Origin of the sequence: Rhodosalinus sediminis (genome assembly GCF_003385555.1) — a bacterium.
Lineage (GTDB): Bacteria > Pseudomonadota > Alphaproteobacteria > Rhodobacterales > Rhodobacteraceae > Rhodosalinus > Rhodosalinus sediminis.
In genome coordinates, this window is the sequence record NZ_QOHR01000117.1 from 1 (window position 1) to 317 (window position 317).

1 protein-coding gene is annotated in these 317 nt (G+C 75.4%); it reads right to left on the minus strand.

What is annotated here, in order from left to right; translation table 11 throughout:
* A partial coding sequence (locus DRV84_RS15345; protein WP_239995113.1) for a 3-hydroxyacyl-CoA dehydrogenase NAD-binding domain-containing protein occupies positions 1 to 317 on the minus strand: 317 nt, incomplete at both ends.

Genomic DNA, 317 nt, shown 5'->3' on the forward strand with positions numbered 1-317 from the left:
TGGCGCCCGACATCCGCGCGAGCTGCGCCTCGGCCTCGTCCTCGGTCATCCGGCCGCGCTGCACGCTGGTCTCCAGCGTGCGGCGGATGTGGCCGCGCCCGCGCTCGAGCGCCTCGGTGTCCGACTCGATCAGCGTCACCGGGAAGCCGGCCCGCGCGAAGGTGAGCGCGATGCCCGCCCCCATCGTGCCGACCCCGACGATGCCCAGGCTGCGCACCTCGCGGCGCTCAAGATCCGGAGGCAGCCCGGGGATCTTCGCCGCCGCGCGCTCGGCGAAGAAGATGTGGCGCAGCGCGCGCGAGGCCGGCGTGTGCAGC